The following is a 23828-nucleotide window of genomic DNA, read 5'->3' as shown; positions in this document are numbered from 1 at the left end:
CCGTTCCACCGCCGCCCGCGCCGGCTCCCTGGCCGCGCGGGCGGTCGGTTACGGGGCCGCGCCCTCCCGCTGGTGCTGTGGCCGGAAAGGTTTGCCGGAAAGCTCACGGCGTCCGGTGCGGTGCATCGCAAGGCGGAGCATCGCCCGCGTACTGGATGTACTCGGGTGATGCGACAACGCGGCGAGGTGCCGTGCCGGGCGCCGCGAGCCAGTGAACCTTTCCGGTCGCAGCACTAGCCTGCGTCCGACTGGGTGTAGGGCATCCACTTGTTGGTGCCGTCGGCGTTGTACCAGTAGGTCTTGTCGCCGCGCATGCCCACGGTGCGGAACGGCTTTCCGTGGTCGTCGATCCGGGACGTGCCCTGGCGGTCGCCGCTGCTCCAGCTCAGTTCGAGATACCAGCCGACGTCCCGTGTGCCGGTGCTCGCGTCGATGTTCAGCACCTCCGGGTCGTCGACGGACACCTGGTACGGGAAGTTCGTCGCCCGGGTCGTGATGTTGCCCTGGTGACCGGGCACCGGCTTCGCGCTCGGGGACTGTGCGTCGAGGTCGACGGCGAAGGACGCGGGCGCCAGGTCGCCACCGCACCCGGCGCCCATGGTGTACGCGTTCCCCACCGGTGCCGTGCCGGAGCCGGTGACCCGGACGTAGAGCGCGTGCAGTACGACGGGCCGGCTGCTGCTGCCCTGCACGGTGACCTGGAGCCGCAAGTGCCCGGCCGGTACGGCGCCCTGAGCGGCCGCCCAGCCGTCGGTGGCCTGACTGGCCGGCGGCGGAGCCACGGTGCCGGGCGGGCGCTGAAGCAGAAACCACTGGTCGCAGGGGCTGTCCCAGTTGTTCGTGAGGACGTTCACGTGGAACGGCGGGGCGGTGTCGGCGGTTGTGACGTCTCCGCCCGAGGACTCGCCGGGCCTTGCGGTCGTCCCGGCCGGGGGCCGGGCACTCTTCGACGGGGACGAAGCCCCTGGGGAGGCCGGGACGGAGCTGTCCGCCGTCGCACGGCCGGACGCGGTCGCCGCCGAACGCACCGCACCGGGCCGCCCGGCCGCCGGTGCGGCGGCCGCCCGCGGGCCGTCGGACCCCGATCCGAACTGCGCGGCCGCGGCGACCACGGCAGCCGAGACGGTCACGGCCCCCGCGACGACGGCGGCCACGACGGCCGACCGCCGCCGACGGGACACGGCGGGTGCGGTCGCCGGACCGATGCCGGTGACGGCGTCGGCGTCGGCGTCGGCGTTGGCGTCGGCGGCACGGGGGGCACCGGGTTCCTCTCCGACCCCGGCGGCATCGGTCGCGTCGAGTCCATCGACGGCTTCGGAGACCGGCGCGGCCTCGGATGCCTCGGAGGCCGCGGCCGCTTGGGGCACATCAGCCGCATCGGGCATCCGACGCCGAGCGGCGTCCGCCAATATCCACCGGCGGTGCAGTTCCACCAGTTCGTCCCGGGTGGCCCCGCACACCCGCGCGAACCGCTCCAGCGGGGCGTAGTCGTTCGGCACGGTCGTGCCGTTGCAGTAGCGGTGCAGCGTCGACGTGCTGACGTGAAGCCGCTTGCCGAGCGCGCCGTAACTGCGGCCGGAACGCTCCTTCAGCGTGAGCAGCAGCTCCGCCAGCTCTTGGGTCTCGTCCGCCATTGCCTCTCCCCACCATCCCGGAACGGCGTTCCAGGCACCGACGTATCCCCAGTTCAGACGGTGCGGAACCGTTCCGGGGTTCCCAACTCCCCGCCACGTGTGGCCGCTGGGACGGATTGCCCCGCACTGTTCGGGTCGTCGGCCGGTTCACCCGATCCGGCCCCGAGCGAACACCCAACGGGAGAACACACCATGTCCGTCCAGCGCATCGCCGTCTCCGCGACCGCCCTCGCCCTCGGCTCCCTCGCCCTCGTCGCCTGCGACCCCGGCTCCTCCACGAGCTCCGCCCCCACCGGCACGGCCGCCACCGCCTCCGCACCGGCGGACTCCACCACGTCGGCCTCGCCCGCCGCCTCCCACAGCTCCGCCGGAACCACGGCCGGGGGCACCGGCTCGGCCAAGGCCACTGCCACGGCCACGAAGGCGGCGGGCTCGCACGGTTCGGGCACCGCCTCGGGGACGGGTGGCGGCACCCGGGCCGGGCTGTGCCGCGCCGGCCAGCTGACGGTCACCGCCGCCCCGGTCTCGCAGCCGCTGAACCACCTGCTGATCACCGCCAAGAACACCAGCGGCGTCCCGTGCGATCTCGGCATCATCGGCCTCCTCACCTTCGACGGCCGCATCCGGGCCACCACCCCCGACGGCATCGGCGGCGGCCCCAACATCCTGCGTCCCGGCCAGTCGAACCACGAGGGCGTCTCACTCGACCAGCAGGACGCCCCGGGGCAGGGCAGCGGCACCTCGTACCTGACCGTGAAGCTGGACAGCGGCGACACTCTCCGCATCCCGGTGAAGACGCATGTGCACGCCCCGCGCATCTCGGTCTGGGAGCCCACCGCGGCCGACGCCCTCTCCGCCGTGTGAGGACTCCGGCCCGTCAGGGCGCCGGCCGTGGCGCGGCCGGCGCCCTCGGCGGCTCCGGCCTCCGAGCGGCATCACCGAACTCCAGGGCCCGTCACTTCGGTTCCTGCCCGTGAGCACCCCTGCCCCCGCGAGACGAACGGTCCCGGGAACTGCCCCTCCCCGCGCCCCGGCTGTCAGTGGCTGCCTCTACAGTCACGGGCATGGCGACACTTCCGAACCCATTGCCGAAGCTGGCCGGCGACCCGAGCGGGCGTTCGCTCGGGCTGCAACTGCCGCCCGGAGTACTGCTCGACGCGACCGAGGACGGGCCGTGGCACGAGCCGTTGCTGTGGTACGCGGGCCGGTCGGCGGCCCGGGGCAACTGGGCGGCACTGGGCGCGGCCGGGGCCCGGGTGGGACTGCTGCCGGTGCTCATCGACCTGGGCGGTGAGCAAGGCGGCCCGGAAGACTGGGAGTTGCTGCCCGGGGAGATGTCGTACGCCGGGGATCACGACGCGGAGGCCGTGCTGGCGGAGTTCTGGGAGGAGCTCGCGGCCGAGGGGGAGGAGTGGCCCGGCCTGGCGGACCGGCGTTCGCCGACGGTCGATCCGGCCGTGCGGGCCGCCGAGGTCGCCGACTCCCTGACCGGCTCTCCGACCTGGTTCAGGAAGCCCCACCTGGCCCTGGTACCGGCCCGCCGCAGCGCGGACATCCCGGCGGCCATCGGCTGGGCGGGCCCCGTGAACCACGAGAACGACGTGGCCCGCCTCTGCGCGGTCCTCCGTAGCTGGGAGGACCGCTTCGGCATACGGGTGGTGGCCCTCGGCTTCGACCAGCTCGTGGTGTCCGTGGCGGCGCCGCCCGCCACCCTCGCCGAGGCGGAGGCGGTCGCCGCCGAGCACTTCGCCTTCTGCCCGGACGACATCGGCGACCTCAAGGCGTACGCGGCGAAGCTGATCGGCGAACAAGCCTGGCACTTCTGGTGGGACTGAGCCCGATGTCGTGGCCCAGGGTGACTTGATGGTCCCCGCGTCCCGGACCGCGTCCCAGCGGGATACCGTCACCGCAGGTCAGGGGCGGTAGCGGCGGAGCGGCGTCCCATATTCGCGGGCAGCGGTGGCGGCGGGAGGGGTGGACCGGCGAGGCTGGGCCCGTCGCGACGTCGACCACCGTCCGCGCTTCCCACGCACCAGTTGTCCACAGGGGGACCTCATGCCCGCACGCCCCACACGTGCCCCTGCCGCCGCCCGACTGCTCGCAGCGGCGGCGCTCGTACTCGCCGCCTCGGCCACCCTCACCGGCTGCCGCGACGGCCAGGGCGTACAGGACGAGGGCCCGTCCTCGGTGTCGAGTTCGCTGAAGCGCCCGTGCGGCTCGCACCGGCCCGCGCCCGCCGACACTCAACGCAGCTTCTGCGCGACCTCGGTGGCCCAGTAGGTGAGGATGTTGCGCGCGCCGGCCCGCTTGATGCCGGTCAGGGTCTCCAGGATCGCCCGGTCCCGGTCGACCCAGCCCTTCTCGGCGGCGGCCTCGATCATCGAGTACTCGCCGGAGATCTGGTAGGCGGCGACGGGCACGTCCACGGCGTCGGCGACCCGGGCCAGGATGTCGAGGTAGGGACCGGCCGGCTTGACCATCACCATGTCGGCGCCCTCTTCGAGGTCGAGCGCCAGCTCCCGCAGCGACTCCCGCAGATTCGCCGGATCCTGCTGATAGGTCTTGCGGTCGCCCTGCAGCGAGGAACCCACCGCCTCCCGGAAGGGCCCGTAGAAGGCGGACGAGTACTTGGCGGTGTAGGCGAGGATGGCCACGTCCTCGCGCCCGATCTGGTCGAGCGCGTCGCGGACGACACCGATCTGCCCGTCCATCATCCCGCTGGGCCCTACGACATGGGCGCCCGCGTCGGCCTGCACCTGCGCCATCTCGGCGTACCGCTCGAGGGTGGCGTCGTTGTCGACCCGCCCCTCGGCGTCCAGCACCCCGCAGTGCCCGTGATCGGTGAACTCGTCCAGGCAGAGGTCGGACATGACGAGCAGTTCGTCCCCGACCTCGGCCCGCACATCGCGCAGCGCGACCTGCAGAATCCCCCCCGGGTCCGTTCCCGCCGTCCCGAGGGCGTCCTTCTTGCCCTCCTCCGGCACCCCGAAGAGCATGATCCCGGAGACCCCGGCCTCCACCGCCTCCGCGGCCGCCTTCTTCAGGCTCTCCCGCGTGTGCTGCACGACCCCGGGCATCGCCGCGATCGGCACCGGCTCACTCACACCCTCCCGCACGAACGCGGGCAGGATCAGGTCCGCCGGATGCAGCCGGGTCTCGGCGACCATGCGCCGCATGGCAGGGGTGGTGCGCAGCCGGCGAGGACGCGTACCGGGAAAGGATCCGTACTTCGTCATAGCCCCTACGCTACGCCCGCCGCTCCCATGCCTTTGCCGACGGGGAGTCGGCCCCGGACCGCTTCCCCTCGTTCCGGGGTCGCGGGAAGCGGCGGAGTCAGCTGTTCGCCGAGGCGGTGGGGCAGCGGGCCGGCCGGGTGTCGCACGACCGCCGGGGTGGCCGGCGGTCGGGGTGCGGTGGACGACGGCGTCCGGGGCACCACCTTCGAACCGGCGGATGACGGTCGGGGCCGTTCTGTTCACCTCTCCGCACGACTCAACGGCTGCTCGCCCGCGCAACCCATTGCACGCAACGCTCATCCAGCCAGGTGAGCAATCCCGCGCGAGGCGGCCCGTCCGGACGGGCACGACGCCTTCCGCCCCTGCCCGCAACCGCGGCGCCCACCGTTCACCGGACCACACACCTCGACATCCAGGGGGAATGATGCGAGCGGCGACCCGCCTCGCCTACGGCATGGCCGTGCTCACGGCCGGCATGACCGTGACAGCCTGCGGCCACACAGCCGCAAAGGACAGGACCGCGACCCCCGCGAGCAGCTCGGTGAGCGCGCCCGCCACCTCGTCCGCCAGTCCGTCCGCGGCGTCGAAACCGGCAAAGTGCCGTACCAGCGCCCTGAAGTGGACCCTGGTCCTGCTCCCGACAAGAAGCAGCAGCCGGCGCAACGCGCGATTGACCGCGCTCAACAATGGACCGCAGTCATGCGTGTTCGCCGGTTACCCGGGCTTCTACATCCACAACGGGAAGGCGTACGACATCCAGGGCGAAGGAAAGGGACGTCCAAAACCCGTCACCTTGCACAAGGGGGCACGGGTGAGCTTCGACCTCCGATACACCCCTGACAGTGCGAAACATGAGGGCGACCTGTGCGTCACGGGCACCGAAGCGCTGGCCTGGGCACCGCACGGCGACCACAACAGCCCCGCGCGCGTCCCGGTCACGGACACACACGGCAGAGTCACGCCGATCACTGCCTGTGGTGAGGCCATTTCCATGTCACCCCCGCACCACACACAAGGCTGAGCAGTCCCGGGCGAGGCGGCACATCGGGCTGGCACGGCCGCCGCCTGCCGCGTGGCTTCGCCCGGAAACGCCCCGCCGTCCCCTGTGCGGGACGGCGGGGCGTTCGGGAGCCCACTCGTGGCAGACCACCGGTCATCGCTGGTGCCGGTCGCAGCACTAGGTCGTGGACCGGCGCCTCCGCGCCCCCGGCCTCCGCTCGCTCGGGCGGGTGACCGGGTCGCCGGCCTCCAGGGCCGCTGTCCGGCGGCGCATGCCGAAGTCGGCCAGCGCCTCGGCCAGCTTGTGGACGGACGGCTCGGGGGCCATGACGTCGACACGCAGGCCGTGTTCCTCCGCCGTCTTCGCGGTCGCCGGGCCGATGCAGGCGATCACCGTGACGTTGTGCGGCTTGCCGGCGATGCCCACCAGGTTGCGGACCGTCGAGGACGAGGTGAACAGCACCGCGTCGAAGCCGCCGCCCTTGATCGCCTCGCGCGTCTCCGCCGGGGGCGGCGAGGCACGGACGGTGCGGTAGGCCGTGACGTCGTCGACCTCCCAGCCCAGTTCGATGAGGCCGGCGACCAGGGTCTCGGTCGCGATGTCCGCCCTGGGGAGGAACACGCGGTCGATGGGGTCGAAGACCGGGTCGTACGGCGGCCAGTCCTCCAGCAGGCCCGCGGCCGACTGTTCGCCGCTCGGGACCAGGTCCGGCTTCACGCCGAAGGCGATCAGGGCCCTGGCGGTCTGCTCACCCACCGCCGCGACCTTGATGCCGGCGAAGGCGCGGGCGTCCAGGCCGTACTCCTCGAACTTCTCGCGGACCGCCTTCACCGCGTTGACACTGGTGAACGCGATCCACTCGTAGCGGCCCGTCACCAGGCCCTTGACCGCCCGCTCCATCTGCTGGGGCGTACGCGGGGGCTCCACCGCGATGGTCGGGACCTCGTGCGGGACGGCTCCGTAGGACCGCAGCTGGTCGGAGAGCGACGCCGCCTGCTCCTTGGTGCGCGGCACCAGGACCCGCCAGCCGAACAGCGGCTTGGACTCGAACCACGACAACTGGCCGCGCTGCGCGGCGGCGCTGCGCTCACCGACCACGGCTATCACCGGGCGGCCGCCGTCCGGGGACGGCAGGACCTTGGCCTGCTTCAGGGTCTGCGCGATCGTGCCGAGGGTGGCGCTCCAGGTGCGCTGGCGCGTGGTCGTACCGGCGACGGTGACCGTCATCGGGGTGTCCGGCTTGCGGCCGGCCGACACCAGCTCACCGGCCGCCGCGGCGACCGAGTCGAGCGTGGTGGACACGACCACCGTGCCGTCCGAGGCGCCCACCTCCGTCCAGCAGCGGTCGGAGGCGGTGCGGGCGTCCACGAAACGGACGTCCGCGCCCTGCGCGTCCCGCAGCGGCACACCGGCGTACGCGGGCACCCCGACGGCGGTCGCGATGCCGGGGACGACCTCGAAGGGAACACCCGCGGCGGCGCAGGCGAGCATTTCCTCCGCGGCGTACGTATCAAGTCCCGGGTCCCCGGACACCGCACGGACGACCCGCCTGCCGCCCCGCGCAGCCTCCATGACAAGATGTGCGGCATCCCGCACCGCGGGGGCCCCAGCGGTTGTTGACGAGCCGTCAACGACCGTGAGCTGAGGCGTGCCCGTGCCCGGCAGCGGGTCCGACGAAGGACCCGGGTCCGTGTGCACGACGGCGACGCCCGGCCGGGCGTGCGTGCGCACGACCTCGAGCACCTCGTGCTCGGCGACGAGGACGTCCGCGTTCGCCAGCGCCTCCACGGCGCGCAGGGTCAGCAGTCCCGGATCTCCGGGTCCGGCACCGAGGAAGGTGACGTGCCCGTGTTCAGGACCGGCGGAAAGGGCGGTGGGGCTCAATGTGCTCGCTCCCCCATCAGACCGGCCGCGCCCTGGGCAAGCATCTCGGTGGCGAGTTCGCGACCGAGCGCCATCGCCTGCTCATGCGTCCGGGGCACGGGACCGGTGGTGGACAGCTGCACCAGCGTGGAGCCGTCGGTGGTCCCGACGACGCCCCGCAGGCGCATTTCCTTGACAATCTGCCCGTCGGCCAACAGGTCGGCCAGCGCGCCCACAGGGGCGCTGCAGCCGGCCTCCAGGGCGGCGAGCAGTGAGCGCTCGGCGGTCACGGCGGCCCGCGTGAGCGGGTCGTCGAGCTCGGCGAGCGCGGCGATCAGCGCAGCGTTGTCCGCGGCGCACTCGATCGCCAGGGCCCCCTGGCCGGGGGCGGGCAAAACCGTGTCGACCGACAGGAAGTCGGTCACCTCGTCGGAGCGGCCGATGCGGTTCAGGCCGGCCGCGGCCAGCACCACCGCGTCCAGCTCTCCCTTGTGCACGAAGCCGATCCGGGTGTCGACGTTGCCCCTGATCGGGACCGTCTCGATGTCCAGGCCGTGGGCGCGGGCGTACGCGTTCAGCTGGGCCATCCGGCGCGGTGAGCCGGTGCCTATCCGGGCGCCGCGCGGCAGGTCGGTGAACTTCAGCGCGTCCCGGGCGACGATCACGTCGCGCGGGTCCTCGCGCACCGGCACGGCGGCCAGGGCCAGTTCGCCGGGCTGCGTGGTGGGCAGGTCCTTGAGCGAATGAACCGCGAAGTCGACCTCGCCACGCGCCAGCGCCTCGCGCAGCGCCGCGACGAACACGCCGGTGCCGCCGATCTGTGCCAGGTGCTCGCGGGAGGTGTCGCCGTGAGTGGTGATCTCCACCAGCTCGACGGGCCGTCCGGTCACCTGGCTCACGGCATCCGCCACCTGCCCGGACTGGGCCATGGCGAGCTTGCTGCGCCTGGTCCCCAGCTTCAGTGCCTTCGTACTCATGCCGGCCCTCGGTTCTTGGCCTTCTCTTCGGTGCTTTCCTCGGCGCGGGAGACGGAGGCCACCGTCTCGGGGTCGAGGTCGAACAGGGTGCGCAGCGCGTCCGCGTACCCGGCGCCGCCGGGCTCGGCCGCGAGCTGCTTGACCCTGACGGTCGGCGCGTGCAGCAGCTTGTCGACGACGCGCCGCACGGTCTGGGTGATCTCCGCCCGGTGCTTGTCGTCCATGCCGGGCAGCCGCCCCTCCAGGCGGGCGATCTCGCCGGCCACGACATCGGCCGCCATGGTACGCAGGGCGACGACGGTGGGCGTGATGTGCGCCGCCCGCTGGGCCGCCCCGAAGGCCGCGACCTCGTCGGAAACGATACGGCGGACCTGGTCGACGTCGGAGGCCATCGGCGCGTCGGCGGAGGCCTCGGCGAGGAACTCGATGTCCACCAGGCGTGCTCCGGCGAGCCGGTGCACGGCCGCATCGACGTCGCGGGGCATGGCGAGGTCGAGGAGGAAGAGGACCGGCTCGGGGCGCGGGGCGGTGGCGACCGGCTCGGGCTTGCGGCGCTCGGGAATGCGGCCGACGGTGGCCACGGTCGCGGCGAGCGCGGCGATCAGCCCGGCGTCGGCCTCGGCGCTGCGCCGGGCGGACTCCCGCCGGTCGACGGCGCCTCCCCCGAGCTCCCGGCCTCGCTCGAGCAGGGAGGTACCCCCACCGACCCAGGTGCCGTGCTGCTCCAGGGTGGCGGCGTCCATGCCGGCCACGGCGGACTCGCCCATCAGGGAGAAGCCGGGCTCGACGGCGGCCAGGTCGAGCGGGCAGCCCTCCTCGGCGCCGACCGTGGCGGGCGGCAGGGGGGTCTCACGGAGGTCGGCCTTCAGATCCGCCCTCGCGGTCGCACGGGCGCTGTCGGGCCCGTCGGTGTCCTGTGCGTCCTGTGCGTCCTGCGCGTCTTCGGCGCCGGTCCGCGCGCCGGCCGTCCGCGTGCCCGGCCGTGTGCCGGCCTTCTCGACGGCGACGGGCGCTCCGGAACGGCCCTCGACCGCGGCGGCGATCGTCTCGGCCGTCAGGACGATTCCCGTCGCGCCGGTGCAGGAGACGGCGACATCGGCACGTGTCAGCTCGACCGGCACCGCGTTCATCGGTACCGCGCGGGCCCGCACGTCCGTGTCGTCGCCCTCGGCGAGGATCTGGGCCAGGCGCTCTGCGCGCTCCTGGGTGCGGTTGGCGATCACGATCTCGGCGACCCCGGCGCGCGCCAGCGTGGCGGCGGCCAGCGAGGACATCGAGCCGGCGCCGATGACCAGGGCCTTCTTGCCGCGGGCCCAGGCCTGGACGTCGGCGCCCTGGGACAGCTGCTCCAGGCCGAAGGTGACCAGGGACTGTCCGGCGCGGTCGATGCCGGTCTCGGAGTGGGCGCGCTTGCCCACCCGCAGGGCCTGCTGGAACAGGTCGTTCAGCAGCCGGCCCGCGGTGTGCAGGTCCTGGGCCCGGGCCAGGGAGTCCTTGATCTGGCCGAGGATCTGGCCCTCGCCGACGACCATGGAGTCCAGGCCGCAGGCCACCGAGAACAGGTGGTGGACGGCCCGGTCCTCGTAGTGCACGTAGAGATACGGGGTGAGCTCCTCCAGGGCGACCCCGCTGTGCTGGGCGAGCAGCGTGGACAGCTCTGCGACACCGGCGTGGAACTTGTCCACGTCGGCGTACAGCTCTATGCGGTTGCAGGTGGCCAGGAGGGTGGCCTCGGTGGCCGGTTCGGCGGCGACGGTGTCCTGCAGCAGCTTGGTCTGCGCGTCCGCGTTGAGGGAGACGCGCTCCAGCACCGCGACCGGGGCGCTGCGGTGGCTCAGTCCGACGACGAGGAGACTCATGCCGGCATCACGGCGGGTACGTCCCCGTCTGGACCCTGGTCGGCGGACTCGCTGCGGACGGTGGCGGCGGCTGCGGCGCCGGGCAGCGTGGCGTCGGCGGCTGCCTCCTCGCCGGCCTTGCGCTGCTCGTGGAAGGCCAGGATCTGCAGCTCGATGGAGAGGTCGACCTTGCGCACGTCGACGCCGTCCGGGACGTTCAGCACGGTCGGCGCGAAGTTCAGGATGGAGGTGACGCCGGCGGCCACGAGCCGGTCGCAGACCTGCTGGGCGGCGCCCGCGGGGGTCGCGATCACGCCGATCGAGACGCCGTTGTCCTGGATGATCTTCTCCAGGTCGTCGGTGTGCTGGACGGGGATGCCGGCGACGGGCCTTCCGGCCATCGCGGGGTCGGCGTCGATGAGAGCGGCGACCCGGAAGCCGCGGGAGGCGAAGCCGCCGTAGTTGGCGAGCGCGGCGCCGAGGTTGCCGATACCGACGATCACAACCGGCCAGTCCTGGGTCAGCCCCAGCTCGCGGGAGATCTGGTACACGAGATACTCGACGTCGTACCCCACCCCCCTTGTTCCGTAGGAACCGAGGTAGGAGAAGTCTTTGCGCAGCTTGGCGGAATTGACCCCCGCCGCGGCCGCGAGCTCCTCGGAGGAGACCGTGGGTACCGAGCGCTCCGACAGCGCGGTCAGGGCTCGGAGGTACAGCGGAAGCCGGGCGACGGTGGCCTCGGGAATCCCTCGGCTGCGGGTCGCCGGTCGGTGAGTTCGGCCAGTTGCCACGGTGCTCCTGCGGGTAGAGCGGGGCTGTGGGCGGTCATACGTCCCCAGACCGCCCCGTGGAATGCAGGCTATGTCTTTGTGAACGCGTGCACAAAGATGGTGTCCGATTTGCCCGGCCAACGTGACCGGGGTCACGCGCCCCCCGGGCGGCCGTGGGGAACCGGCGCACCGGCACCCGCGTTCCTTCTTTGTTGGGGGCAAAACCGCACACTCTCCTCTACGATCCCCGCCCCCGAGACCAAGTCGCCGTCGATCCTAAGCGAATTTCCGGCCATTTATACCCGTCGGTCAGTCGGTGGCCGGGAGATCCGGCCGGCCCGGCCCGTCGGCGATCAGCCGGTCAGCGCCTTGCGCAGCCGCTCCTCGTTCACACGCCAGAAGGTGTGCTGTTCGCCGTCGACCAGTACGACCGGGATCTGCTCCCAGTACCGGTCGTGCAGCTGCCGGTCCTCGGTGATGTCCTTCCGCTCCCAGGGGACGCCGAGATCGGTGCACACCTTCTCGACGACGAGCTGCGCGTCGTCGCACAGATGACAGCCGGGCTTGCGGACGAGCGTGACGAGCCGGTCCCCTGGGGCGGGGGGCTTGCGTCGGAAGATGGGACTCATGCCGGCCATTCTCGCGCCGACGCGCGCCCGCGGAACCCCGTTCGTGCCCGCCGGGGCGGACGGGCCGGGCCTGCGCTCCCCGGGCGCCGACGCGCCGACGGCATGACTTCTTTAACGACACGGTCGCGGAGAGTTCACGGCCTGCGAACCTCTCGACTCCGGAACCACCGAACAAACTGGCTATGCTCACGCCATGGCCGCTCTCGGATGGCTCACTCCCCGTAGGCGCTCCGCCACGGCGCGGAGCGTGTTGGCAGGCGAGGCCTCGGCGGAGGCAGCACGCAAGGCCGAGCTCGGGGCACCCCCAGGCCGTTCAGGCACTGAGGGGGAACCGGACACGGAAGCGGACGTCAGGTCGCTTCCGGAGGCGGAGGCGGAGTTCCCGGTGCACGGGGACGTCCGGGCCGCCGCCTTCTTCGACCTGGACAACACCGTGATGCAGGGCGCCGCGCTGTTCCACTTCGGCCGGGGCCTGTACAAGCGGAAGTTCTTCGAGACCCGCGATCTCGCCAGGTTCGCCTGGCAGCAGGCCTGGTTCCGGCTGGCCGGCGTCGAGGACCCCGAGCACATGCAGGAGGCGCGCGACTCGGCGCTGTCGATCGTGCAGGGCCACCGGGTCTCGGAGCTGAAGTCGATCGGCGAGGAGATCTACGACGAGTACATGGCCGAGCGGATCTGGCCGGGCACGCGGGCGCTGGCCCAGGCCCACCTGGACGCCGGCCAGAAGGTGTGGCTGGTCACGGCCGCGCCGGTGGAGATCGCGCAGGTCATCGCCCGCCGCCTGGGCCTGACCGGCGCGCTGGGCACGGTGGCGGAGTCGGTCGACGGCGTCTACACGGGCCGCCTGGTCGGCGAGCCGCTGCACGGCCCGGCGAAGGCCGAGGCGGTACGCGCCCTGGCCGCGGCGGAGTGCCTGGACCTGTCCCGCTGCGCCGCCTACAGCGACTCGCACAACGACATCCCCATGCTGTCGCTGGTCGGCCACCCCTACGCCATCAACCCCGACGCCAAGCTGCGCCGGCACGCCCGCGACATGGACTGGCGCCTGCGCGACTACCGCACGGGCCGCAAGGCGGCGAAGGTCGGCATCCCCGCGGCGGCGGGGGTCGGCGCGGTCGCCGGGGGCACGGCGGCGGCCATCGCGCTGCACCGGCGCCGTCGCTGACCGCTGCGCGGCACACCCGGATTCTCGGCCAAACGACCGAACGTACCCCAGCACCGCCCTGGCCATTCCTCTTGGCGGTACACCGCCACAACACGCCCTCGATCCACACCGACTCCGAACTGAATCGATCAACAATCGGTCACGCTGGGACACTTGATCGGACGTCAATCGGTTACGGAAGCGACGTAATCGACGATTTGAGCAACTGCGTGTAGCAGCGTCTGCACGAAGCGTTATTCTCCTCAGACGCAAACCGATACTCATCCGTCGCTACGACGGGTGAACGGTTCCGCACTGCACGTGATGGAAGCTCTGCCTCTGGGAGTCCCGTGTACCCACACGTCGGGGTTGACGCCTCGGGCCTGGCTACGCTCCGCGCAACGGTCCTGGACCTGCTGCGCGGTCTCGTCCCCACCGCGTACGCCGGCCCCGCATTCGCCACCGCTGCCCCCGCCCCCGTAGGCCCGTGCTACGCGCTGGCCGAGGGCGGAGCCGCGGTGGGCAGACGAGGGCGCTCGGCCGGCCCGGCCACCGCCCGCCGACCGGCCGCGGACAGTGACAGCGCCCGGATGATGGACCTCGTCGAGCGTGCCCAGGCCGGCGAGGCCGACGCCTTCGGCCGCCTCTACGACCAGTACAGCGACACCGTGTACCGGTACATCTACTACCGCGTCGGCGGCAAGGCGACCGCCGAGGACCTCACCAGCGAGACCTTTCTGCGGGCGCTGCGCCGCATCGGCACCTTCACCTGGCAGGGCCGCGACTTCGGCGCCTGGCTGGTCACCATCGCCCGCAACCTCGTCGCCGACCACTTCAAGTCCAGCCGCTTCCGGCTCGAGGTCACCACCGGCGAGATGCTCGACGCCAACGAGGTCGAGCGCTCCCCCGAGGACTCCGTCCTGGAGTCGCTGTCCAACGCCGCCCTGCTGGACGCCGTGCGGCGGCTCAACCCCCAGCAGCAGGAGTGCGTCACCCTCCGTTTCCTGCAGGGCCTGTCCGTCGCCGAGACCGCCCGTGTGATGGGCAAGAACGAGGGCGCGATCAAGACCCTGCAGTACCGGGCCGTGCGCACCCTCGCCCGGCTGCTCCCGGACGACGCCCGCTGAGCCGTCCACCCCGAGCGACGTACAACTCACTTTGTGTTAAGGCACGTTGACTTCTCCACCCGATCCCTGTCCGTCCGTAACCCAAGTACCGAGCCGCTCGTTGTGCGGGATACAGGCTCCCTGTGGTCACGCCCTGGCCAATCCTGATCACTCGATCGGGTGGACACGGCCATGGACGTGCAACCCTCAGGACCCGTGGGGAGTCGACCGTCATGACGAGAGGAGGTGCCGCCAGTGATCGCGAACGTATCGGCGCACCGGCGGGCGAACGCCTTCGCCCAGGCCCTGGAGGAGCTGTCCGACCAGGGCACGGCGGCCGAGCAGTCCGGAGGACCGGCGCCGGGACCGGCTGCTGCGGAACAGACCGAACAGGGCCGGCTGCTGGCCCTCGCCACCGGTCTCGGCACGCTGCCCCGGCCGGAGCTGGACCCCGAGGTCAAGGTCGTCCAGCGGGCCCAACTGGTGGCCGCGATGGAGGCCATGCTGCGGGAGGGCACCGCCGGGGGCGAGGCGGCGGACCGCTCGGTGCCCACCCAACACAGAGGGAGCCGGGCGCGAGGCGCCCACCGGGCCACCGGCCTGGGGAAACTGCGACCGCGCACGCGGCTGACCAAGGGCCTGGCCGCCGGCGGGCTCAGCGTCGGTGTCGCCGCGAGCGCGTTCGGCGGAGTCGCCGCTGCCAGCTCGAACGCCCTGCCCGGTGACTCGCTGTACGGCCTGAAGCGCGGCATCGAGGACTTCAGGCTCAACTATCTGACCGACGGCGACGACCAGCAGGGCCAGGCCTATCTCGACCTGGCCTCGACCCGGCTCAACGAGGCCCGGCGGCTGATGGAGCGCGGCCGCGGCGGCACGCTGGACCACGAGTCGCTCGGCGAGATCCGCCGCACCCTCTTCGGCATGCAGCACGACGCGGCCGAGGGCCACCGACTGCTGCACGAGGCGTACGAGCGCGACCCCGACTCCCTGGGGCCCATCCAGGCCCTCTCCACCTTCTCTCGCTCCCACCGCCAGGCCTGGGGCGCCCTGCGCGAAAAGCTGCCCGTGCAGCTCGGCGACGTCAGTGAGCAGGTGTCCTCGGTGTTCGACGCCATAGACCAAGAGGTCGCCCCGCTCCAGTCGCTGCTCCCCCAGCCCACGGCCCCCGGCAGCGGCGACGGCAAGCGGCACGGCACCGGACCGACGTCGTCCGCGGGCTCCTCCGGCTCGGGCGAGTCCGCCCGGCCCAGCGCCGGCAGCGGCCCCTCGTCCGGCGGCGGTCACTCCTCCTCCGGCGGCCCCAGCAAGTCGGCCGGCTCCGGCAGCGAGGGCGATGGCCTGATCGGTGGCACCGGCGGCCTGCTCGACCCGCCGAAGTCCAGCGGCAGCGCCTCACCCCCGGCCAGCAAGTCGCCCACCAGCGGCCCGGACGTGACCATCCCGCCCCTCCTCCCGGGCCTCCTGCCCGGCCTCGGCATCGAGGGCGAGGACGCGAAGTAGAGCGACACGGACGTTGGGCAACAGGTGTACGACGACGGGGGCGCCCCTCTCAGCGGGGGCGCCCCCGTCGTCGTATCTCGAGGCGGCTCAGAAGAACACCGACCGCCGCTGCACCGGCAGCTCGGCCCCTCCCGACTGCCGCCCTCGCACTGCTTCGCAGGCTCCGGACAGCTGCGCCGGACCCCGTCCGCCCTCTCCGGGAAGTCCGGACCCGGCGCTCCCGCACAGCCGCCCGGACAAGACCCCTCCCGTCAGAAGAACACCGACCGCCGCTGCACCAGCAGCTTGTACAGCGTGTGCTGGATCTGCTCGCGGACCTGGTCGGTCAGGTTGAACATCAGCATCGGGTCCTCGGCCGCCTCCGGCGGGTAGCCGTCCGTGGGGATCGGCTCGCCGAACTGGATGGTCCACTTGGTCGGCAGCGGGATCGCGCCCAGCGGGCCCAGCCAGGGGAAGGTCGGCGTGAGCGGGAAGTACGGGAAGCCGAGCAGGCGGGCCAGGGTCTTGGAGTTGCCGATCATCGGGTAGATCTCCTCGGCCCCGACGATCGAGCAGGGGATGATCGGCGTGCCCTGCCGCAGTGCCGTGGAGACGAAGCCGCCGCGGCCGAAGCGCTGGAGCTTGTAGCGCTCGCTGAACGGCTTGCCGATGCCCTTGAAGCCCTCCGGCATCACCCCGACCAGCTCGCCCTGCGCCAGCAGCCGTTCGGCGTCCTCGGCGCAGGCGAGGGTGTGGCCGAGCTTGCGGGCGAGCTCGTTGACCACCGGCAGCACGAAGACCAGGTCGGCCGCGAGGAGGCGGAGGTGGCGCCCGGCCGGATGGTGGTCGTGGACGGCGACCTGCATCATCAGACCGTCCAGCGGCAGCGTGCCGGAGTGGTTGGCGACGATCAGGGCGCCGCCCTTGGCGGGGATGTTCTCGATGCCCTTCACCTCGACGCGGAAGTACTTCTCGTACACCGGCCGCAGCAGGGACATCAGGACCTGGTCGGTGAGTTCGGCGTCGTAGCCGAAGTCGTCCACGTCATAGCTGCCGGTGAGCCGGCGGCGCAGGAACGCCAGGCCGCTCGCGACGCGCCGCTCCAGGCCGCCGTCCCCTGACTGCTTCCCCGACGGCTGCGACGGTTGTTCCTCGGAGGTCCCACCGGTCACCGGAACATCATCCTGTGCGGAAGCCCTGGTGGGCAGGGGCTGGACCTCACGGACCACCGCGGGGTCGCCGCCGGACCCGCCGGAGCGCCGGTTTCCCGCGCTCCGGCGCCGCGACGGCCGCTGTACGGCACCCCCGCGGGACCGGTCGTCGTCGAACGGAATGACCTTGGCGTCCGCCATCGTTGCTGCGCTCCTCAGTTGGCGCTCTGCGTCGGGAGGTGACCGCTGCCCCGGTGGGACAGCGCGGCGATCCGGTCGACGGCCCCCGCAAGGGCCTCCGGCGGCAGCAGGCCGGGTCCGCGGCTGCGGACGAAGTCCGCGAACGTCTCAGCGGTCGTGTACCTGGGCGTGAAGCCCAGCGTCTCGCGCATCTGGTCCGTGGCCACGACCCGGCCATGGGTGAGAAGTCGGATCTGCTCGGGTGAGAAGTCCGTCATGCCCAGGGTACGCACCAAAGAGCCCGCCCAGGTGACCGCGGGCAGCAGCAACGGCACCGTGGGACGGCCCAGGCGCCGCGAGCACTGGGAGAGCAGCAGCACGCCGTCCCCGGCGATGTTGAAGGTGCCGCTGTTGAGGGTGCCGCGGCGCGGCTCGTGCGAGGCGATCCGCAGCACCTCGATCACGTCGTCCTCGTGCACGAACTGCAGCCGCGGGTCGTAGCCGAACACCGTCGGCAGGACCGGCAGCGAGAAGTACGAGGCGAGCGGCGTCTCCGCCGTAGGGCCCAGGATGTTGGCGAACCTCAGCACGCACACGGCCACGTCCGGCCGACGCCGCGCGAAGCCCCGCACATACCCCTCGACCTCCACGGTGTCCTTCGCGAAGCCGCCGCTGGGCAGCGACTTGGGCGGGGTGGTCTCGGTGAACACCGCCGGGTCCCGGGGCGCGGAGCCGTAGACGTTGGTGCTGGACTTCACCACCAGCCGCTTCACGCTCGGCGACTTCTGGCAGGCGCCGAGCAGCTGCATGGTGCCGATGACGTTGGTCTCCTTGACCATGGCCCGGCTGCCGCTGCCCAGCGCGGTGCCCGTCACGTCCATGTGGACCACCGTGTCGGCGGACGCCTCGGCCAGCACCCGCGCGATGGTCGCCTGCCGGATGTCCGCCTGGATGAAGTCCGCGCCGCCCAGATGGTGCTCGGGCGGAACCGCGTCCACGGCGACGACCCGGTCGACCTGCGGATCACGCTGGATCCGCCGTACGAACCGGCCCGCGAGCTGACGGGCCACCCCGGTCACGAGCACGACCTGTCCCAAGATCAGCGCCTTCCTTCCAGCACCATGGTGCGCGCCTGATGTCCCGCCTGGCATCCCGTCGCGTTCCCCGTGTGCGGCCAACCTATCGGGTTGATGTTGCGCTGTGATGACCGCCCGCTGCAGGAAGTGACGAAACGCGTCACCGTGTCATCACCCGGCCGCTGCCATCACCCTCTCGAGTGCCCGTACAAGCGCGTGGCCCCCCACCGGGTTCGGTGGGGGGCCACGGACACGCTCTCGCGATGTCGCGCTACCTCGTAGCGACTGGCGTCACTACTTCTTGTTGCGACGCTGGACGCGGGTGCGCTTCAGCAGCTTGCGGTGCTTCTTCTTGGCCATCCGCTTGCGCCGCTTCTTGATAACAGAGCCCACGACTACCCTCGCTCACTTCTCATCACTCGGTGTTTGGGCGCCATGGGCCCACACGACCTACGAGGGGCTAGCCTACCCGTCCGAGCGCTGAGGTCGTAATCGAGGCCGTCGTCAGGCGGTTTCCACCCCCACATAGCTCTCGCGGAGGTACTCGTGAACCGCTTGCTCGGGGACGCGGAATGACCGCCCCACCCGGATCGCGGGCAGATGACCGCTGTGCACCAGCCGGTACACGGTCATCTTCGACACTCGCATGACCGAGGCGACTTCCGCCACGGTAAGGAACTGAACCTCGTTCAGAGGCCTCTCGCCAGCTGCAGCCATGACACACCTGAACCTTCCGCACTCGACGGCCACCGGCTTCCCCTTCCGGTGACTCTTCGTCGCTGCGTGCTCACTCCCCAGACTAGGGGCGGGTGATGCGAGTGGGGAAGAGGTGCACCCATCGGCGGCCTACTGTGACAGACACGCTCGATTGAGTACGTAGCGGATGAGCGGGCGGTAGTAGGCGGCCCGCACGGCGTCATCAAGTGGAACGACCACCGACACGCGCCCCTCCGCCTCGCCGACGAACAGTGCGGGGTCGTCCGTATCGGCCAGCCCCACCGCCTCGAAGCCCAGCTGACCTGCTCCGCAGACCCATCCATGGTCTCCGATCACCAGCTCGGGCAGGGGACCGCCGGCGTCGGCGGCCGCGTCGAGCGCCAGTCGAACCGGGAGCGGCGAGTGCGTGTGCGCGCCGGTCTCACAACCGGGGCGTTCGCCGTCGGGCGGCCGCACCAACGCGACGCCTCGTACGTAGTCGAGGTTGTACGTACGTAGACCGAACCGGGTCGTTATGTCGACACAGCGACCCTGCGCCGGGGTGAGAACGGTACATCCCGCCGCCGACAGCGCGTCCGCCAACGCGGCGTAGAAACCGAGCAGCCGGTGCGGGTGACCGGTGCCGAGCAGCACCGTTGCGCCGCGTTCGGCGGCCGCGGCGAGCCGCTCCGCGAAGGCCCCCAGAGCGGCCAGGGTCAGTTCCGGGTCGATCACATCATGGCCGACGATGTGCCTCGGATCGGCCGAAACCCCACACTTCTCCGCCATCAGCTCAATCAATTCCGGCTGCTTCCAGTCCCGTTCGGGATCGATCCCGATCAGCGCCCGGGGGTCCCGGGCCGCGAACAGCCGATAACTGCGCAGGCTCTCCTCCCGCGTGGTCGCCACGACCCCGGCCAGCCGGGCGGCCAGGAGATGAGAGCGCAACGCTGCGGTGCTCAACACGCCAGCGATGGTGACCCACGGGGGCCCGGAGGGTCCCGGAAACCGGGGAACACCGCACGGTTGGCGTAACGAGCGCAGGCTCTCACGCCAGCAGCCCCCGCAGCGGGAACACCGCCCGCCGGGTCGCCAGGACCGCCTGATCCAGCCGGTCCGCCGGGTCGTACCCCGCCTCCCAGTCCGCCCAGGACACCGGCCACCGCCCGTCCGTCATCCGCATCGGCCCCAACTGCCGCGTCCGCGCGAACACTTCCTGCCGCCAGCTCTCGGGGATCACCGTCCCGGGCTCCACCGGCCGTCCCGCCGCGATGCCCACCAGATGCGTCCAGGACCGCGGTACGACCTCCACCACCGCGTAACCGCCCCCGCCCAGCGCGACCCACCGGCCGTCGGCGTACTCGTGCGCCAGGTCGTGACACGCGACCTGCACCGCCCGCTGCGCGTCCAGCGACACCGCCAGGTGCGCCAGCGGGTCCTCGAAGTGCGTGTCGGCCCCGTGCTGGGTCACCAGGACCTGCGGCCGGAAGTCCGCGATCAGCTCGGGCACCACCGCGTGGAACGCCCGCAGCCACCCCGCGTCCCCGGTCCCGGCCGGCAGCGCGACGTTCACCGCCGAGCCCTCCGCGGACTCCGCCCCCGTCTCCCCCGGCCAGCCGGTCTGCGGGAACAGCGTCCGGGGATGCTCGTGCAGCGAGATCGTCAGTACCCGCGGGTCCTCCCAGAACGCCGCCTGCACACCGTCCCCGTGGTGCACGTCGACGTCGACGTAGGCGACCCGCTCGGCCCCCAGCTCGAGAAGGCGCGCGATCGCCAGCGCGGCGTCGTTGTAGACGCAGAAGCCCGAAGCGCTGGCCGGCATCGCGTGGTGCAGCCCGCCCGCGAAGTTCACCGCGTGCAGCGCTTCCCCGCGCCACACCGCCTCCGCCGCCCCGACCGACTGGCCCACGATCAGCGCGGACACCTCGTGCATCCCGGCGAAGGCCGGGTCGTCCAGCGTCCCGAGCCCGTACGCCTGGTCCGCCGCCCCCGGGTCCGCCGACGCGGTCTTCACCGCCTCGATGTAGTCCTCGCGGTGTACCAGCCGCAGCGTCGACTCCCCGGCCGGCTTGGCCGCCACCAGATGCACCTCCCGGTCGAGCCCGAGGGCGCCGACCAGTTTCCGGGTCAGGGCCAGGCGGACCGGGTCCATCGGATGGTCCCGCCCGAAGTCATAGCCCGTTACTGCCTCGTCCCACATCAGCTGTGCGCGGCCGCTCATGACCGCCACCGTATCGGTCCGGTTCGGGCGCGAACGACCTGGCGTACACCAACGTCACCAGCACCAACGCCATCGGCACCAGCATCGCCCCGCGATAGCTCCAGGCGTCGCCCAGGGCGCCCACCAACGGGGAGCCCACCAGGAAGCCCACGTAGTTGAAGATGTTGAGCCGCGCGATCGCCGCGTCCGAGGCACCCGGGAACAACCGCCCGGCGGCGGCGAAGGTCTGCGGCACCAGCACACACAGCCCCAGCCCCAGCAGGGTGAAACCGAGCATCCCCACCCAGGCCCCCGGCGCGCCCGCCACCACGGCGAACCCCAGTGCCGCCACCAGCGCCCCCAGCCGCACGACCGTCACGGCCCCGAACCGCCGCACCCCGTAGTCCCCGATGGTCCGCCCCAGCAGCGTGGTGACCATGTACACGTTGTAGGGCACCGTCGCCAGCTGCTCGGAGCTCCCCAGCGTGTCCTGGAGGTACTTCGCGCTCCAGTTGGAGACGGTCGAGTCCCCGATGTACGCGAAGGTCATCACCAGGCAGAGCGGCAGCAGCAGCCTGAAGACGACGGCCTGGGCCCTGGGCCTATGCTCCTCCGGTACGGCGGTGGAGTCGCCGTCCACGTACCACCGGCTGCCCACGAGGGCCGCCGGCAGCAGCACCGCCACCACCGGCAGATACGACACCCACAGCGCCAGATGCCAGTGCGCCCCCACCCACGCCAGCGAAGCGCCCACGATGCCGCCCAGGCTGTAGGCGGCGTGGAAGCTGAGCATGATGCTGCGGCCGTACGTCCGCTGGAGACTCACCCCGAGCATGTTCATCGAGGCGTCCAGCGCTCCCACGGCCAGCCCGAAAGCGGCGAGCGCGGCGCCGAGTTGGGACACCCGGTCCCCGGCGCCGACGCCCAGCAGGGACAGCAGGACGACCGGCTGGGACCAGCGCAGCAGCCGGCTCGGCCGTATGCGCTTCACCAGCTGCTCGGTCGTCACGCTGCCGACCCCGGCCAGGATCGGCACGGCCGCCAGGAAGGCCGGCAGCAGCGCGTCCGAGACGCCGTAGCGGTCCTGGATGGCCGGGATGCGCGTCACGAGGAGGGCGAAGGCGGCGCCCTGGGCGAAGAAGCTGAACGCCAACGAGGCCCTACCGCGCCGCAGCACATCTGTCATGGCGGCGAGCGTAGGGCCCCGGGCTACCTGTGGGTAGATCCGGCCAAAGATGAATTCGGCTCAGCTTTGCCGGTTCATTCGGCGACGGCCATCACGAGCGTCGGGGCCGGGGCGGTGCCTGAGTGGGCCGGGGTCCTGCTCCCGGCGGCCGGCGCGGTGCCCCCGGCGGCCTTCGTCTCGGCGATGAGCATGTGCGCCATCGGCCCGGCGGCCAGGGCCCCGCCCACGAAGAATCCGAGCGCCATGGCCACCACCATGATCACGGTCCCGAGCCACACCATGGTGTCCACCGGCAGGGTGTACGCCCCCACGACCCGCACGACGCACTCCGCGAGCAGCACCACGCCCCACACCAGGGAGAAGACCTTCTCCGCCCGCCGGAACCCCGCCGAACCGGCCACCAGCCGCGCCCAAGCGGCCTCGCGCGCCGCGTCGCCCTTCACCAGCCAGGGCTTCATGGCCGCGGTCATCATCGGCCTGCCCAGCGCCACGGACACCAGGATTCCGACGCCGATCGCGCTGCTGACCCCGCTGTCCTTGGCGAGCATCAGCCGCGGATCTCCGGAGACGAGGCTGAGCAGCAGCCCGACCACGTTGACGAACAGGATGAGCGCGGCGAGCGCGTTGACCTTGCGCTCCTTGACGGCGCCCCACCCGGTCCGTACGGCCGGCACCACGCTGCTCCAGCCCAGGGCCGCCAGCGTGCTCATCCCGAACCCGTTCTTGAGCAGGTAGTACCCGCCGACCGGCACCGCCACATCCACCAGCAGGGGGGCGAGGTTCGCGCGCTTCGTGTTCGTCGTCATGCCCCAAGCTTCCCGGGCGAGGGGGGCCGGGCAGTAGAAACGATCGTCCGGAGCTCCGCATGACAAATGTCAGTGCCGCCACGGTGGCCCGGGTCATGCGGCCGGTCATACCAGCAGGCCGGACAACTCCTCCATCCGCGCGAAGAGCTGGGTGGCGCCCGCGAGCCCGGCGGCCGGTGTCATCGCGGTGAACCCGTAGACGTCCATCCCTGCCGCCACGGCGGCCCGCACGCCCAGTGGTGAGTCCTCGACGACGACGCACCGCCGCGGAGCCACTCCCATGCGTTCGGCCGCGTGCAGGAACAGGTCCGGTGCGGGCTTGCCCCGCCCGACGTCCTGCGAACTGAAGATCCGGTCGTCGTCGAACCAGCGGTCCAGCCCGGTCGTCCGGTGCCCCACCCGGATCCGCTCATGGCTCCCGGACGAGGCGACGCAGTACGGCGTCCCGTCCGCCGTCAGCTTCTCCAGTACGTCCACGACACCGGCCACCGGCTTCAACTCCCGCTCGAACGCAGCGAAGACCCGCGCGTGGAACATGTCGTCGAAGTCGTCCGGCAGCCGCCTGCCCGTGCGTTCCAGGACGAGATCGTGCACCCGGTGCATGGCCGACCCCATGTAGTCGCGGATGGAGTCCTCGTACGTGGTGGGGTGCCCCAGCTCGGTGAGGCAGGCGGCGAGCAGCCGGTTGGAGATCGGCTCGCTGTCCACGAGGACGCCGTCGTTGTCGAAGATGACGAGGTCGTAGCGCATGACTCGACCTTAGACGACCCGAAAACGCAGAAAACCCCGCACCATGAGGTGCGGGGTTTTCTTCAAGATTTGTTCGGCGGTGTCCTACTCTCCCACAGGGTCCCCCC

The 23828-nt window shown here is 71.8% G+C and carries 24 protein-coding genes; 7 read left to right on the top strand and 17 right to left on the bottom strand.

Annotation, left to right across the window (positions count from 1 at the left end; translation table 11 throughout):
* Positions 1–233 precede the first annotated feature (233 nt).
* Positions 234–1634, bottom strand: coding sequence for a helix-turn-helix domain-containing protein (locus tag ACH4UM_RS40595; protein WP_398191326.1), 1401 nt, complete (start codon positions 1632–1634; stop codon positions 234–236).
* A 192-nt stretch (positions 1635–1826) separates the two neighbouring features.
* Here ACH4UM_RS40595 and ACH4UM_RS40590 point away from each other — a divergent pair, with 192 nt between their 5' ends.
* From ACH4UM_RS40590 to ACH4UM_RS40580, 3 genes are all read left to right on the top strand, one after another.
* The gene (locus tag ACH4UM_RS40590; RefSeq protein WP_398191323.1) at positions 1827–2498 is read left to right on the top strand and encodes a hypothetical protein; all 672 of its coding nucleotides are present in this window, start codon (positions 1827–1829) and stop codon (positions 2496–2498) included.
* Positions 2499–2698: 200 nt separating this feature from the next.
* The gene (locus ACH4UM_RS40585; protein WP_398191320.1) at positions 2699–3469 is read left to right on the top strand and encodes a DUF4253 domain-containing protein; all 771 of its coding nucleotides are present in this window, start codon (positions 2699–2701) and stop codon (positions 3467–3469) included.
* Between the two features lie 220 nt (positions 3470–3689).
* The gene (locus ACH4UM_RS40580) at positions 3690–3914 is read left to right on the top strand and encodes a hypothetical protein (protein WP_398191317.1); all 225 of its coding nucleotides are present in this window, start codon (positions 3690–3692) and stop codon (positions 3912–3914) included.
* Here the strand turns inward: ACH4UM_RS40580 and hemB are convergent.
* Positions 3878–4870 (bottom strand): porphobilinogen synthase, encoded by a 993-nt coding sequence (gene hemB, locus ACH4UM_RS40575; protein ID WP_398191315.1) that lies wholly within the window; start codon positions 4868–4870, stop codon positions 3878–3880. The genes ACH4UM_RS40580 and hemB overlap by 37 nt on opposite strands.
* A gap of 447 nt (positions 4871–5317) precedes the next feature.
* Positions 5318–5554 carry a hypothetical protein gene (locus tag ACH4UM_RS40570; RefSeq protein ID WP_398191343.1) on the bottom strand — a complete coding sequence of 79 codons (237 nt, stop codon included), beginning with the start codon at positions 5552–5554 and terminating at the stop codon, positions 5318–5320.
* Here ACH4UM_RS40570 and ACH4UM_RS40565 point away from each other — a divergent pair.
* The gene (locus tag ACH4UM_RS40565; protein WP_398191340.1) at positions 5484–5891 is read left to right on the top strand and encodes a DUF4232 domain-containing protein; all 408 of its coding nucleotides are present in this window, start codon (positions 5484–5486) and stop codon (positions 5889–5891) included. The genes ACH4UM_RS40570 and ACH4UM_RS40565 overlap by 71 nt on opposite strands.
* Before the next feature lie 156 nt (positions 5892–6047).
* Here ACH4UM_RS40565 and ACH4UM_RS40560 read toward each other — a convergent pair whose 3' ends face one another.
* From ACH4UM_RS40560 to ACH4UM_RS40540, 5 genes are all read right to left on the bottom strand, one after another.
* Positions 6048–7754, bottom strand: coding sequence for a uroporphyrinogen-III synthase (locus ACH4UM_RS40560; protein WP_398191313.1), 1707 nt, complete (start codon positions 7752–7754; stop codon positions 6048–6050).
* The gene (gene hemC / locus ACH4UM_RS40555) at positions 7751–8710 is read right to left on the bottom strand and encodes a hydroxymethylbilane synthase (protein ID WP_398191310.1); all 960 of its coding nucleotides are present in this window, start codon (positions 8708–8710) and stop codon (positions 7751–7753) included. Before hemC ends, ACH4UM_RS40560 begins: the two co-directional genes overlap by 4 nt.
* Entirely contained in the window at positions 8707–10569 is a 1863-nt protein-coding gene (locus ACH4UM_RS40550; RefSeq protein WP_398191307.1) for a glutamyl-tRNA reductase, read from the bottom strand. The genes hemC and ACH4UM_RS40550 overlap by 4 nt, the downstream gene beginning before the upstream one ends.
* The gene (locus ACH4UM_RS40545) at positions 10566–11339 is read right to left on the bottom strand and encodes a redox-sensing transcriptional repressor Rex (protein WP_398191304.1); all 774 of its coding nucleotides are present in this window, start codon (positions 11337–11339) and stop codon (positions 10566–10568) included. Before ACH4UM_RS40545 ends, ACH4UM_RS40550 begins: the two co-directional genes overlap by 4 nt.
* Before the next feature lie 332 nt (positions 11340–11671).
* A complete protein-coding gene (locus ACH4UM_RS40540) occupies positions 11672–11956 on the bottom strand; it encodes a glutaredoxin family protein (protein ID WP_398191301.1) in 285 nt (94 codons plus the stop codon).
* Between the two features lie 184 nt (positions 11957–12140).
* Between ACH4UM_RS40540 and ACH4UM_RS40535 the strand changes: the two genes are divergently transcribed.
* From ACH4UM_RS40535 to ACH4UM_RS40525, 3 genes are all read left to right on the top strand, one after another.
* On the top strand, positions 12141–13112 hold the full coding sequence (locus ACH4UM_RS40535) for an HAD family hydrolase (protein WP_398191298.1): 972 nt from the start codon (positions 12141–12143) through the stop codon (positions 13110–13112).
* 329 nt (positions 13113–13441) lie between these two features.
* Complete coding sequence (locus ACH4UM_RS40530; protein WP_398191295.1) at positions 13442–14218, top strand: ECF subfamily RNA polymerase sigma factor, BldN family; 777 nt, start codon at positions 13442–13444, stop codon at positions 14216–14218.
* Positions 14219–14452: 234 nt separating this feature from the next.
* The gene (locus ACH4UM_RS40525; RefSeq protein ID WP_398191292.1) at positions 14453–15697 is read left to right on the top strand and encodes a DUF5667 domain-containing protein; all 1245 of its coding nucleotides are present in this window, start codon (positions 14453–14455) and stop codon (positions 15695–15697) included.
* Positions 15698–15948: 251 nt separating this feature from the next.
* Here ACH4UM_RS40525 and ACH4UM_RS40520 read toward each other — a convergent pair whose 3' ends face one another.
* The 9 genes from ACH4UM_RS40520 to ACH4UM_RS40480 form a co-directional block, all read right to left on the bottom strand.
* Positions 15949–17028 carry a lysophospholipid acyltransferase family protein gene (locus ACH4UM_RS40520; RefSeq protein ID WP_398191289.1) on the bottom strand — a complete coding sequence of 360 codons (1080 nt, stop codon included), beginning with the start codon at positions 17026–17028 and terminating at the stop codon, positions 15949–15951.
* A gap of 14 nt (positions 17029–17042) precedes the next feature.
* Positions 17043–18104: an NAD-dependent epimerase/dehydratase family protein gene (locus ACH4UM_RS40515; RefSeq protein WP_398191286.1), complete on the bottom strand. Its 1062-nt coding sequence runs from the start codon at positions 18102–18104 to the stop codon at positions 17043–17045.
* Between the two features lie 273 nt (positions 18105–18377).
* A complete protein-coding gene (locus ACH4UM_RS40510) occupies positions 18378–18476 on the bottom strand; it encodes a 30S ribosomal protein bS22 (RefSeq protein ID WP_003948845.1) in 99 nt (32 codons plus the stop codon).
* A 111-nt stretch (positions 18477–18587) separates the two neighbouring features.
* Positions 18588–18800 (bottom strand): helix-turn-helix domain-containing protein, encoded by a 213-nt coding sequence (locus ACH4UM_RS40505; protein WP_004984898.1) that lies wholly within the window; start codon positions 18798–18800, stop codon positions 18588–18590.
* Positions 18801–18929: 129 nt separating this feature from the next.
* Positions 18930–19745 carry a phosphatase gene (locus ACH4UM_RS40500; RefSeq protein WP_398191283.1) on the bottom strand — a complete coding sequence of 272 codons (816 nt, stop codon included), beginning with the start codon at positions 19743–19745 and terminating at the stop codon, positions 18930–18932.
* 82 nt (positions 19746–19827) lie between these two features.
* The gene (locus tag ACH4UM_RS40495) at positions 19828–21000 is read right to left on the bottom strand and encodes an acetoin utilization protein AcuC (protein ID WP_398191280.1); all 1173 of its coding nucleotides are present in this window, start codon (positions 20998–21000) and stop codon (positions 19828–19830) included.
* A complete protein-coding gene (locus tag ACH4UM_RS40490; RefSeq protein WP_398191277.1) occupies positions 20951–22165 on the bottom strand; it encodes an MFS transporter in 1215 nt (404 codons plus the stop codon). Before ACH4UM_RS40490 ends, ACH4UM_RS40495 begins: the two co-directional genes overlap by 50 nt.
* A 74-nt stretch (positions 22166–22239) precedes the next feature.
* Positions 22240–22971 carry a VC0807 family protein gene (locus ACH4UM_RS40485; protein WP_398191274.1) on the bottom strand — a complete coding sequence of 244 codons (732 nt, stop codon included), beginning with the start codon at positions 22969–22971 and terminating at the stop codon, positions 22240–22242.
* A 105-nt stretch (positions 22972–23076) separates the two neighbouring features.
* Positions 23077–23721, bottom strand: coding sequence for an HAD family hydrolase (locus ACH4UM_RS40480; RefSeq protein WP_398191272.1), 645 nt, complete (start codon positions 23719–23721; stop codon positions 23077–23079).
* Positions 23722–23828: the final 107 nt, after the last annotated feature.

The organism is Streptomyces sp. NPDC020801 (assembly GCF_044334385.1).
Classification (GTDB): Bacteria; Actinomycetota; Actinomycetes; order Streptomycetales; family Streptomycetaceae; genus Streptomyces.
The sequence above is the reverse complement of the archived record's forward strand: the minus strand, read 5'-3'. Positions and strand labels throughout refer to the sequence as shown.

What these genes read in the sequence shown, in the direction of transcription:
- ACH4UM_RS40595 (WP_398191326.1), bottom strand. Translation starts at nt 1,634, where the DNA reads ATGGCGGACGAGACCCAAGAGCTGGCGGAGCTGCTGCTCACGCTGAAG.
- ACH4UM_RS40590 (WP_398191323.1), top strand. Translation starts at nt 1,827, where the DNA reads ATGTCCGTCCAGCGCATCGCCGTCTCCGCGACCGCCCTCGCCCTCGGC.
- ACH4UM_RS40585 (WP_398191320.1), top strand. Translation starts at nt 2,699, where the DNA reads ATGGCGACACTTCCGAACCCATTGCCGAAGCTGGCCGGCGACCCGAGC.
- ACH4UM_RS40580 (WP_398191317.1), top strand. Translation starts at nt 3,690, where the DNA reads ATGCCCGCACGCCCCACACGTGCCCCTGCCGCCGCCCGACTGCTCGCA.
- hemB (WP_398191315.1), bottom strand. Translation starts at nt 4,870, where the DNA reads ATGACGAAGTACGGATCCTTTCCCGGTACGCGTCCTCGCCGGCTGCGC.
- hemC (WP_398191310.1), bottom strand. Translation starts at nt 8,710, where the DNA reads ATGAGTACGAAGGCACTGAAGCTGGGGACCAGGCGCAGCAAGCTCGCC.
- ACH4UM_RS40550 (WP_398191307.1), bottom strand. Translation starts at nt 10,569, where the DNA reads ATGAGTCTCCTCGTCGTCGGACTGAGCCACCGCAGCGCCCCGGTCGCG.
- ACH4UM_RS40540 (WP_398191301.1), bottom strand. Translation starts at nt 11,956, where the DNA reads ATGGCCGGCATGAGTCCCATCTTCCGACGCAAGCCCCCCGCCCCAGGG.
- ACH4UM_RS40535 (WP_398191298.1), top strand. Translation starts at nt 12,141, where the DNA reads ATGGCCGCTCTCGGATGGCTCACTCCCCGTAGGCGCTCCGCCACGGCG.
- ACH4UM_RS40520 (WP_398191289.1), bottom strand. Translation starts at nt 17,028, where the DNA reads ATGGCGGACGCCAAGGTCATTCCGTTCGACGACGACCGGTCCCGCGGG.
- ACH4UM_RS40505 (WP_004984898.1), bottom strand. Translation starts at nt 18,800, where the DNA reads ATGGCTGCAGCTGGCGAGAGGCCTCTGAACGAGGTTCAGTTCCTTACC.
- ACH4UM_RS40495 (WP_398191280.1), bottom strand. Translation starts at nt 21,000, where the DNA reads ATGAGCGGCCGCGCACAGCTGATGTGGGACGAGGCAGTAACGGGCTAT.
- ACH4UM_RS40490 (WP_398191277.1), bottom strand. Translation starts at nt 22,165, where the DNA reads ATGACAGATGTGCTGCGGCGCGGTAGGGCCTCGTTGGCGTTCAGCTTC.
- ACH4UM_RS40485 (WP_398191274.1), bottom strand. Translation starts at nt 22,971, where the DNA reads ATGACGACGAACACGAAGCGCGCGAACCTCGCCCCCCTGCTGGTGGAT.
- ACH4UM_RS40480 (WP_398191272.1), bottom strand. Translation starts at nt 23,721, where the DNA reads ATGCGCTACGACCTCGTCATCTTCGACAACGACGGCGTCCTCGTGGAC.